The organism is Tenacibaculum sp. IB213877, assembly GCF_034043975.1.
Classification (GTDB): Bacteria; Bacteroidota; Bacteroidia; order Flavobacteriales; family Flavobacteriaceae; genus Polaribacter.
The window spans coordinates 595464-607298 of record NZ_JAXCHH010000001.1 but is presented as its reverse complement, the minus strand read 5'-3'; the positions used below and the strand labels follow the sequence as shown (position 1 = coordinate 607298).

At 33.4% G+C, this 11835-nt stretch carries 8 protein-coding genes; 5 read left to right on the top strand and 3 right to left on the bottom strand.

The window, feature by feature from the left end:
- Nucleotides 1-63: 63 nt before the first annotated feature.
- Nucleotides 64-2640, bottom strand: a complete 2577-nt coding sequence (locus SLH33_RS02650) for an endonuclease (protein WP_320417511.1) — start codon at nt 2638-2640, stop codon at nt 64-66.
- A 175-nt stretch (nt 2641-2815) separates the two neighbouring features.
- On the opposite strand from SLH33_RS02650, the gene pheT reads away from it, so the two are divergent.
- The 4 genes from pheT (at nt 2816) to SLH33_RS02630 (ending at nt 7923) form a co-directional block, all read left to right on the top strand.
- Nucleotides 2816-5242, top strand: a complete 2427-nt coding sequence (gene pheT, locus SLH33_RS02645; RefSeq protein WP_320417510.1) for a phenylalanine--tRNA ligase subunit beta — start codon at nt 2816-2818, stop codon at nt 5240-5242.
- Nucleotides 5243-5362: 120 nt separating this feature from the next.
- Complete coding sequence (locus tag SLH33_RS02640) at nt 5363-6430, top strand: quinone-dependent dihydroorotate dehydrogenase (protein ID WP_320417509.1); 1068 nt, start codon at nt 5363-5365, stop codon at nt 6428-6430.
- A gap of 18 nt (nt 6431-6448) precedes the next feature.
- Entirely contained in the window at nt 6449-7297 is an 849-nt protein-coding gene (locus tag SLH33_RS02635; RefSeq protein WP_320417508.1) for a restriction endonuclease, read from the top strand.
- An 11-nt stretch (nt 7298-7308) separates the two neighbouring features.
- A complete protein-coding gene (locus SLH33_RS02630; RefSeq protein ID WP_320417507.1) occupies nt 7309-7923 on the top strand; it encodes a LysE family translocator in 615 nt (204 codons plus the stop codon).
- Between the two features lie 6 nt (nt 7924-7929).
- On the opposite strand, the gene SLH33_RS02625 is transcribed toward SLH33_RS02630, so the two are convergent.
- A complete protein-coding gene (locus SLH33_RS02625; RefSeq protein ID WP_320417506.1) occupies nt 7930-8454 on the bottom strand; it encodes a YfiT family bacillithiol transferase in 525 nt (174 codons plus the stop codon).
- Complete coding sequence (locus SLH33_RS02620; RefSeq protein ID WP_320417505.1) at nt 8455-9132, bottom strand: hypothetical protein; 678 nt, start codon at nt 9130-9132, stop codon at nt 8455-8457.
- Nucleotides 9133-9364: 232 nt separating this feature from the next.
- Between SLH33_RS02620 and lon the strand changes: the two genes are divergently transcribed.
- The gene (gene lon / locus SLH33_RS02615) at nt 9365-11821 is read left to right on the top strand and encodes an endopeptidase La (RefSeq protein ID WP_320417504.1); all 2457 of its coding nucleotides are present in this window, start codon (nt 9365-9367) and stop codon (nt 11819-11821) included.
- The last annotated feature ends 14 nt before the right edge of the window (nt 11822-11835 follow it).

Below are 11835 nucleotides of genomic sequence, written 5' to 3'. Positions count from 1 at the left end.
AATTCTTTCAAAAAGAAAAGCCTCATCTTTTGATGAGGCTTTGATATATAAATTCAATAAGAATTATTTTTTAATAAACTTCTTCGTAAAAGAACGTTGTCCGTCGTTCACTTCTAAAATATACATTCCATTTTGTAAAGTACGAACATCTACCGTTCTATCTACTTGTCCTTTCTTAACTGTTTGACCAATTAAGTTCACTATTCTAAAAGAAGCATCTCTACCATCTTTTAAGGTAATGTTGATGAAATCAGAAGACGGATTAGGATAAACAGTAACATCAAAAATACGAGCTTCGTTTCCTAATTCACCATCTATTTGTACAGCAGAAGTCTTAAATGTTCCGCGAGCAGCACCACCAATATTTACTGTATAATCTTCAACTTCACCATAAGAGAAGCTTTCACAAGCAGTAGGAGCAGCATCCCACTTCATAGAAACACGCATTCTTGTAGTTCCTGAATTTGCAGATGTTGGTACAGAAAAAGAATAAGATAAGTTACCTGAACTTGATGAAGAACCAGAAACTACTTCTTCACTTGATTCAAAAGTTCCGTTTTGGTTAAAATCAATCCAAACTTTCCAGAATTCAGTGTAAGAAGAACTACTAAAACCTGCACTCACAATAATAGTGTTGTTACCATAAGCTAAGTTACCTGTTAAGTTTGTAAAATCTGCATAACCACCATTAGCACCAGTAGCGTTTGAAATTCCACCAACTACAACATTATCAATCCATTCATAGCTATCGTTGTTTCCTCGAGAACTACAGTAAGAAACAGTATTTGATAAAGTAGTTACATTAGCTGTGTTACTAGCAGAAGAAACATTTCCTGCAGCATCAAAAGCCCTTACAGAGAAAGAATAAGCAGTATTTGCTGTTAACCCACTTACTGAATAACTTGTACTTGTAACTGTTGCAATTTTAGTTGCACCTCTATATACATCATAACCTGTTACACCGACATTGTCTGTTGAAGCATTCCATGATAAATTAACAGAAGTTTGAGTAACGTTTGATGAACCTAAACTAGATGGAGTAGAAGGAGCAGTTGTATCTGCTGGAGTTCCGCTACCACCGTCAATTGAGTGACTTCCTAAACCACTAAAAGTGTCTTGATTATATGTGTCCCACTCAGAAGTTACATATGAAGAATTAGGAGAAGTTACAGATGATTTTCTTTGTAATGTAACATCTTTTGCAAAGTTTGAACTACTTGATGCATTACCTAATAAATCAATTAAAACACCGTCTTTATATAAAGCAACAGCATCATTTCCGTTAAAGGTCATAACGCTACCATTTGTAATATCAGCTACATTTAAAATTGTAGAAGAAGCACTACTATTAGCTACAACGTATACTTGACCATTTGCTAATTGTCCGCTTAAGTTTAAGGTACTTGAAAAGCTTCCTCCACCGTTAGTAGCTTTTCTAAGAGAATAACCAGATAAGTTTACAGTAGAACCAGTAAAGTTTGCAATTTCTATAGCTTTGTTGTTAGAAGAACCTTCAATATATTCAGAAATAAATAAATCGGAAGCAGTTCCACTACCGCCTCCTGCAGAAGAAGTAGTTACATTAGCTACATTACTATTTGCAGACACGTTATTGGCAGCATCATAAGCTCTTACCGAAAAAGAGTAAGAAGTTCCTGCTGTTAAGTTACTAACAGAGAAGTTTGTGTTTGCAGAAGTTCCTATTTGAGTACTTCCTTCATAAATTCTATATCCGGTTACAGCAGTATTATCTGTAGAGGCATTCCAAGATAAATCAACAGTAGTTTGAGTTATATTAGAAGCTGTTAAGTTAGAAGGAACTGTTGGAGCTTGAGTATCTCCACCACCAGAACCACCTCCAAATAAATCTTCAGCTTGTGGTCCGCCCCAAATTTCAGTAGCGAAAGCAGGATTATCGATAAATGGATTTCTATTTCCTTGAATATTTTCTAAAATAGGGTTACGTTGTTTTTCAAAATCAGAAACCGGATCTTCAACATTCCATTGGATAAATAAAGAAAGCATGTTAGAGTCTGATGCCATTGTAGAACCTGTACCTACACCTGTAGGTAAACATTGGTTTCCGTAACGTAAGTACACATACATCATCATACGAGCAACATCACCTTTCCATTCGTCTCCAGGATACCATCCTCCAGAAACATCACCAGCGTTACCGCTTCCGTTAGCAAATTTTTTGCTACTTCTTTGTCCGTTAAAAGTAATATCAGCAGCTCTTAAATGGTGTGCATCTGCACCAGGACCAGAAGTTCCTAAATTAGGATTTCCTAATGATTTTGCATACGTATGCTCACGGTTCCATTGTGTACCTGCAGAACCACCGTTAGCATCTTTACTTCTTGTTCTGTCAGTTACATAGTTTCCATCGTTGTCATTGTAACCATAAATTAATAAAACCTTAGTAGGATCGTTTGGATCTAGATCAGTTAATTTTAACGCATCCCAAACACCTGGAGTATAAGATAAGTTGGTATGATGAGTGTTAATAATTTTTGCTGCTAATTCGTCTTTTAAAGCAGTTCCTGATAAGTTTAAATTCACGTCATTGTAGTAAGAAGGAATTTGAGAAAACACCGAAATAGTAAACATCAGTGTTAAGAAGGGTAATAATTTTTTCATTTAATTGTGTTGATATTGATAAATAATCCTTTGTAGGGTGTCGCAAATTAACAATATTTTAACATATGTTAATGTTATCAAAACGTTAACAATCAGTAATGTAAGAACATAATATTAACAATTGATTTTTTCAATGGATTTTACGTAAATTTGCAGGCTAAATCAAAGATTTATAATGAAGATATCATATAACTGGTTACAACAATTTTTACAGATAGATTGGGCTCCTGAAAAAACAGGAGAATTACTTACCGATTTAGGATTAGAAGTAGAAGGAATAGAAACCATAGAAAGCATCAAAGGAAGTTTGAAAGGAGTGGTAGTAGGCGAGGTACTAACTTGTGTACAACACCCCAATGCTGATAAACTAAAGGTAACTACTGTTAATTTAGGAAATGGAGAGCCAGTTCAAATAGTTTGTGGAGCTCCTAATGTTGCTGCTGGTCAAAAAGTACCGGTTGCTACTATTGGTACCGTGTTATATGATGAAAAAGGTGAAGGCTTTAAAATTAAGAAAGGAAAAATTAGAGGTGAAGAAAGCCATGGAATGATCTGTGCCGAAGATGAGTTAGGTTTAGGAAGTAGCCATGATGGAATAATGATATTAGATGCTGCTTTAGAACCAGGAACCTTAGCTTCAGATGTTTTTAATATTGAAACCGATTATGTTTTTGAAATAGGTTTAACACCTAACCGAGCAGATGCTATGAGTCACTTTGGTGTTGCAAGAGATTTACGTGCCGGTTTATTACAACAGAATATTAATTTAGAATTAATTTCTCCTTCGGTTTCTGATTTTCATGTAGCTGAACGACGCTTAAAAACAGATATTGAAATTGAAGATAAAGATTTGGTACCTCGTTACAGCGGAATTACAATTACAGATGTTGAGGTAAAAGATTCTCCGGAGTGGATTCAAAATCGTTTGAAAGCCATCGGTATCATGCCAAAAAATAATGTGGTTGATATTACCAACTATGTATTGCATGAGTTAGGACAACCGTTACACGCTTTTGATGCAGCGAAAATAAAAGGCGGTAAAATAGTTGTTAAAACCTTAGAAGAAGGAACCAAGTTTACTACGCTTGATGAGGTAGAGCGCGAGTTGTCATCAGAAGATATAATGATTTGTGATGCGGAAGAAAATCCGTTATGTATAGGTGGAGTTTTTGGTGGGTTAAAATCTGGAGTTACTGAAAACACAACCACTGTATTCTTAGAAAGTGCGTATTTCAACCCGGTTTCTATTCGTAAAACAGCAAAACGTCACGGATTAAACACCGATGCTTCTTTCCGTTTTGAAAGAGGTATTGATATCAATTTAACAAAATATGCGTTAAAAAGAGCAGCGTTGTTAATTGAAGAATATGCTGGCGGAAAAATGTCTTCTGATATCATGGATTTTTATCCAGAAAAAGTTAATGATTTTGAAGTTTTCTTAGCGTTTGAAAAAGTATATAAATTAATCGGACAAGAAATTCCGAAGGAAACCATAAAAAATATTTTAGCCTCATTAGATATTAAAATAAACAGTGCCACAGAAGCTGGTTTAGGGTTGGTTATTCCGTCGTATCGTGTAGATGTGCAAAGAGAAGCAGATGTAATTGAAGAGATTTTACGTGTGTATGGTTATAATAATATAGACTTTTCACACAAGTTAAATACGTCAATTTCTTTTGATAATGATGTATTTGTAAAAATTGAAAACATTGTTGCAGATCAGTTGGTTTCTCAAGGTTTTAATGAAACCATGGCAAATTCGTTAACAAAGGCAGATTATGTAAATCTATCTGAAACGTTGAAAGAAGAGCATAATGTTGAAATGTTAAATCCGTTAAGTAACGATTTAAAAGTAATGCGTCAATCGCTTTTATTTAGCGGATTAGAAAGTGTTGCTTATAACATCAACAGAAAAAATAGCGCATTAAAGTTCTTCGAGTTTGGTAAAACGTATCATAAATATGAAAACGGATACCAAGAAGATAAACACTTAACGTTATTTGTTACAGGAAACCGAACTAAAGATAGTTGGAAGGTTGCTACGCAAACTTCAGATTTCTTTTATGTAAAGGGAATAGTTACAGGATTATTAACTCGTTTAGGAATTAATAATGTAAAAACGAGTCCGGTAAAATCGGATGTGTTTTCTGAAGGAATTAGTTTGAGCTTAGGAAAAACGAAGTTGGTTGATTTCGGTGTGGTAAAGCGCAAATTGTTAAAAGAGTTCTCAATCAAACAAGAAGTATTATTTGCTGATTTTAACTGGGATAATATTTTAAGTTTAGTTGGAAACAAGAAAATTAAAGTTGCTGATTTACCAAAATTCCCAGCTGTTAAGCGTGATTTAGCGTTGTTGATTGACAATAAAGTGGAGTTTAAAGAAATTTACAACTTAGCTTTCCAATCAGAAAGAAACTTGTTAAAAGAAGTGGATTTGTTTGATGTGTATGAAGGCGATAAATTACCGGAAGGTAAAAAATCATATGCGGTAAGTTTTGTAATTCAAGATGAGAACAAAACCTTGAACGACAAGCAAATTGATAAAATAATGCAAAAATTACAGCAAACATTCGAAAAGAATGTTGGCGCAGAATTAAGATAAGATAAAAGCTTCCGTTTGGAAGCTTTTTTTATATTTGATAATTAGATGTCATTCCTGCGAAGGCAGGAATCTCATAAAAAATAAGACACTGAAAAAGCACAGTGTAACGAAATAAATACTATGTACAAATTACTCATTCGCCCTATTTTTTTCCTTTTCGATCCGGAAAAGATTCACCATTTTACTTTTTCATTAGTAAAGTTTTTATCAAAAATTCCTGGAGTTCCGGCAATTTTTAGAGGCTTATATCAGGTAAATGATCAACGTTTAGAAAGAAACTTATTTGGTTTAACCTTTAAAAATCCGGTAGGTTTAGCGGCTGGATTTGATAAAAATGCAGTTCTATACAATGAGTTGGCTAATTTCGGATTTGGTTTTGTAGAGATTGGTACCGTAACACCTAAAGGTCAGGTTGGAAATCCGAAGCAACGTTTATTCCGTTTAAAACAAGACCAAGGAATTATTAACCGAATGGGTTTTAATAACGAAGGGTTGGAATCTGCCATCAAGCAGTTAAAAAAGAATAATCTTTCGACTACGCTCAAGACACCGAGGGTATTGATTGGCGGAAATATTGGTAAAAACACCACTACATTACCCGAAAATTATACAGCTGATTATGTAGAGTGCTTTAAAGGTTTGCATCCGTATGTAGATTATTTTGTGTTGAATGTAAGTTGTCCGAATGTAAGCAGTCACGCAAAATTAGAAGATGCTGATTATTTAAAAGAACTGATTACCGAAGTTCAAAAACTGAATAAAGAATTGTCACTTCGAGCGCAGTCGAGAAGTATTAAACCCGTTTTACTAAAAATTGCTCCCGATTTGAACGATCATCAGTTAGATGAAATCATTGAGTTGGTTTCAGAAACTAAAATTGATGGAGTGATAGCCTCTAACACATCGGTAAACAGAGAAGGTTTACAAACATCTAAAGAACAATTACAAGAAATTGGTAACGGTGGTTTAAGCGGACAACCAATTAAAGATAGAAGCACGCGTGTTATTAAATATTTGGCAGATAACTCTAACAAAGCATTTCCAATTATTGGAGTAGGAGGTATTCATTCTGCTGAAGATGCCTTAGAAAAGCTACATGCTGGTGCCGATTTAGTGCAAATCTATACCGGTTTCATTTACGAAGGACCAAGTTTGATTAAAAAAATTAATAAGGCTATATTGAAGTAAAACATATAATAGTGTTGAATGTGGGAAGTATACGAAAAAGAAGTTTATAAAATTCTAAAAGAAAACTATCCTGAGTCGGAGATAGAATTTAATGATTCTATTTTTGGTTTATTCAGTAAAACTGAAAGACAGATAGATTTTTCATTGAGAGGATACATAGCAGGTAAAAAAGTATTAGGTATTGTAGACTGTAAGTTTTATAATAAAAAAGTACATGTTAAGGATGTAGAGAGTTCATTAGGAATGATGCAAGATGTCAATGCTAATTTTGCATTTTTAATTACAAATAAAGGATATACATCTGCAGCGAAGAATAGGGTTAAGTACTCAAATTTAAAACTAGATATATTAAACTTTAATGAACTAGGAAAGATAGATATTTCAATTGATTATTTTTTTAACCAAAATATATATGGACTTCATTTGTCAAAGTATGAGTTTTTTAAGCGTAATATTCAAAACACTGGTTTTTTTGATAGAGAAAAATCAAATTATAAAAAGAGAGTACTGTTTTTTAAAGAAGGTTATGCAAATACTGAGTATTTTGCATATAAAAAACTTTTAGAAAGTGCAGTAAGAGCATTTAGAGATTTCTCGCAACTTGATAAAATAAACTTGTATATCCCCTCAAATATAAATAATGAAGAAACAAGCTATGAAGATGAGAAAAAAATATTTAAATGTTCAGTTTCTAGAAGAGAATTAGAACAATTTTTAGAACTAGAAATTGAATTTTTAAGAGAAGACATTATTATTTGGAGAGAACACTTTCTTTCAAAATTGAATAAGGATATGGTAATGAATTTTGCAGATCAATTTGTTAATCATAAGCCTTACAATAACTACGAGGATTTAATCCATGATTAGAATTTATTTATATGCTAGAAACGCTACTTTCATTTGCACTTGCTACTGCAACGTTGGCTATTTCCCCAGGACCGGATAATATTTTTGTGTTGACACAAAGTATTGTTAACGGTAAAAAGTTTGGTTTGGCAACGGTTGCAGGTTTAATGACAGGGTGTATTGTGCACACAACCTTGGTTGCCTTTGGAGTTTCAGAAGTTATTAAACGAAATGAGAATCTGTTTTTTGTAATTAAGTTGTTTGGTGCTGGGTATTTATTGTATTTAGCGTACAAAGTGTTTAAAAGTGATGCAACAATCACTTTTTCAACAGACAATGTTGAGCAAAAATCGACTACAGAGTTATTCAAAACCGGTTTTTGGATGAACGTACTAAATCCGAAGGTGACTATTTTCTTTTTGGCATTTTTTCCGCAGTTCTTGTTCTCAAAAGATATTTCTACGGTCTATCAATTTTATGTATTGGGTTTTGTTTTTATTCTGGTTTCCTTTATTATTTTCTCGTTAATAGCGGTTTTGGCAGGTTCTATATCTGATTATATTAAACAACACCAAAAAGTAGGAGTGTACCTAAAATGGATGCAAATTATCGTGTTTGTAGCTATCGCAGGATTGATTCTACTATAATTATTACTAACCTTTTCTAATCAGTAAATTTTCGATGTGTGCATAATGATGGTTACAATGCCACGCATAAATACCAATATTTTCTTTCAAAACTACTTCTTCATTACTTTCCGGATGAATAAATGATTTACTTAGTTCATCATCGGTTAAACCTTTTATAAAATATACTAGTTTAGCATGAACCACTTTTAAATGCAATAAAGAAAGTTGTATTGGAGCCGATTTAGAATCGAATAATTCCGCCCAACGATCTTCAAAATACGCTTTTATAACAGGTTTATCTTCGGTTAATGTCCATTTAAAACGCGTGTATGAGTTATGATGACTATCGGCACAATGATGTACCACTTGTCGAATCGTCCAACCACCTTCTCTGTAAGAACTATCTATTTGTTCATCTGAAAGATTAGTAACTAACTTTTCCAATTTTTCTGGAAATTCTTCCAGAGTTTGAGTCCATTTTTCTAGGTGTTCAGAAGTAATATTTTCAGGAATGTCAGGTTTACCAATTGGGTATTTTAAATGCTCCATTTAGTCTTTTTTGGTCAGTTTTTCTAAATTCTTTTTTGAGCTTCTGTTTTCTGGATTAATAGTCAACGCTTGTTTGTAACTATCAATAGCTTGTACAGTATCTTTTGCTTTTAAAAATGCATCACCCAAACTGTCGTATGTGTTAGAGCTTTTTGGATATAAAACAGTATTGATTTTAAAAATATGAATGGCTCTTTCTAACTGATTATCTCTTAAATATCTGTAACCTAAAGAGTTCATAGTGCGCTCTTTAATAATAGGGTTTAAACTGTCTTTTTGTTGGATTTTTACATAACCTTCTAAGGCTTTTTTATAATCGTTTTCAGCTAAGTATTCACTGGGTGTTTTTTGTCCTTCCTGTAATTTTTGAAAAATATATACATTGTCTTTATGCTCACGTTTTGGTGCTAATTCAATTTGGTTTTCAGTAGTATTGAAAATTAGCTTTTCATTTAATTCGCTAACGTAAAAAGTAGTATCATTTACTTTTAAAGGCTCAAGATCTTGCCCTCTCCATTTTAAAAATAACTGTTCTTCTTTAAAATATACTTCTATCACTTCATCAGCATTAAAAAAATAACGTCCGCTGGCATTAGCAATAAATTCGGGTGAACTTTTTTTAGAGGTACAGCTAAGACAAAAAGTAATTAAAAAAAGAAATAGTAGTTTGGTTTTCATAGTAAGTTGGTCATTGATTTTTCAACTAATAAGACGATTAGCCTTGGGATTTGTTACAATTTTTAATGATTTAAAGATAACCTTTTTAGTTGGCATAACTATTGACTTATTATACTGATGATATTTGCAAGGTGTTTGTATTTGTTTGAAAAACAATAAATTGTGTGTTTTTAAATGAAGTTGAATATTTAGCAAACAGCAGCAAAATGTCATAATGACAGATAACAAAATTATGAGTAGATCAAAAATTATACACTTAGACAATTTGTCGCTTCAAGATATGATGAATGAAGATTCAGAATTAATTCCGTTATTAACTCCGGAAGATGAAGAAATAATCAATAAAGAGGAAGTACCAGCTGAGTTACCAATTTTACCATTACGAAATACGGTGTTGTTCCCTGGAGTGGTTATTCCAATAACTGCAGGTAGAGATAAATCTATCCAATTGATAAAAGATGCCAATAAGGGCAATAAGGTAGTTGGAGTTGTAGCACAGAAGAATAGTGAAGTTGAAGACCCAACAGTAGATGATATTTACCACACAGGTGTAGTAGCACAAATTTTACGTGTGCTTAAAATGCCAGATGGCAACACTACTGTTATCATTCAAGGGAAAAAGCGTTTTGAAATAGAATCGATTATTCAAGAAGAGCCATATTTAAAAGCCAGCGTTAAAGAGGCAATTGAAGAACGTGAAATTCAAGATAAAAAGGAATTCGAGGCGATTATAGATTCTATTAAAGACTTAGCCTTAGAGGTAATTAAAGAAAATCCGATGTTACCTTCGGAAGCTTCTTTTGCCATTAAAAACATTCAGTCAAATTCATTTTTGGTGAATTTTATTTCGTCAAATATGGATTTGAGCGTATCGCAAAAGCAAGTGTTGTTAGAAAAAGACAACTTAAAAGAGCGTGCTTTATTAACGCTTAAAAATCTTGATAAAGAATTACAAAAGTTGCAGTTGCGTAATGATATTCAATCTAAAACCCGTTCAGATTTAGATAAGCAACAACGCGAATATTATTTACATCAGCAATTAAAGACCATTCAAGAAGAGTTAGGTGGTGTTTCTCACGACCAAGAGTTGGAAGAAATGCGTAACCAAGCAAAGAATAAGAAATGGAACAAAGAGGTTGCTGAAACGTTCGAAAAGGAAATCAGTCGTTTAAAAAGAATGAATCCTCAAATGGCAGAGTATGGGGTACAACGTAATTATTTAGAGTTGATGTTGGAATTGCCTTGGGGAGAATATTCCAAAGATAAATTTGATTTAAAACGTGCGCAAAAAATATTAGATCGCGATCACTTTGGATTAGAAAAAGTAAAAGAGCGTATTATTGAGCATTTAGCAGTATTAAAATTACGTGGAGACATGAAATCGCCAATTATCTGTTTATACGGACCTCCGGGAGTGGGTAAAACTTCGTTAGGAAAGTCGGTTGCAGAAGCTTTAGGACGTAAGTACGTTCGTATGTCGTTAGGAGGTTTACGTGATGAAGCGGAAATCCGAGGACATAGAAAAACGTATATCGGAGCGATGCCAGGGCGTTTGATTCAGAATATTAAAAAAGCAGGAACCTCAAATCCGGTATTTGTATTAGATGAAATTGATAAATTAGGTCAGAGTCATCAAGGAGATCCTTCTTCAGCCATGTTAGAAGTGTTAGATCCGGAGCAAAATACGGAGTTCTACGATAATTATTTAGAAGTTGGTTACGATCTTTCTAAAGTATTATTTATTGCTACAGCAAACAGCTTAAGTAGCATTCCGTGGGCGTTACGTGATCGTATGGAAATTATCAATGTAACAGGTTATACCATTGAAGAAAAGGTACAAATCGCTAAAAAATATTTGTTACCTAAGCAATTAAAAGAGCACGGATTAACGGATGAGCACCTAAAATTAGGTCAGAAAGAAATAGAAAAGATTGTTGAAGGTTATACACGTGAATCAGGAGTGAGAACACTTGAAAAGCAAATAGCTAAAGTAGTTCGTTATGCTGCTAAATCTATTGCTATGGAAGACGAGTATAACGTAACGTTATCCGTTGAAGATGTTGAAACTATTTTAGGACCTGCGCGTTTAGAAAGAGATCGATATGAAAATAATGATACTGCAGGGGTAGTTACCGGTTTAGCGTGGACCAGTGTGGGTGGAGATATTTTATTTATTGAATCTATTTTATCAAAAGGAAAAGGAAACTTATCTATTACCGGTAATTTAGGAAATGTAATGAAAGAATCTTCTACCATTGCCATGAAGTACATTAAAGCAAATGCTGAAAAATTTGGAATTAAACCAGAGGTTTTAGATAATTACGATGTGCATATTCACGTGCCCGAAGGAGCAACGCCTAAAGACGGACCAAGTGCAGGTATTACCATGTTAACGTCGTTAGTATCGTTATTCACACAGCGTAAGGTAAAGAATAAACTTGCCATGACAGGTGAAATTACCCTTCGTGGAAAAGTATTACCGGTAGGTGGAATTAAAGAAAAAATATTAGCCGCTAAACGTGCTGATATCAAAGAAATCATTCTGTGTGCCGATAATAAAAAAGATATTGAAGAAATAAAACCGAGTTACTTAAAAGGATTAAAATTTCATTATGTAACTGAAATGAGTGAGGTAATTGAGTTAGCTCTTACCAAACAAAAAGTAAAAAACGCTAAGAAATTAGCCTAAAGTAAAAAGCTCCC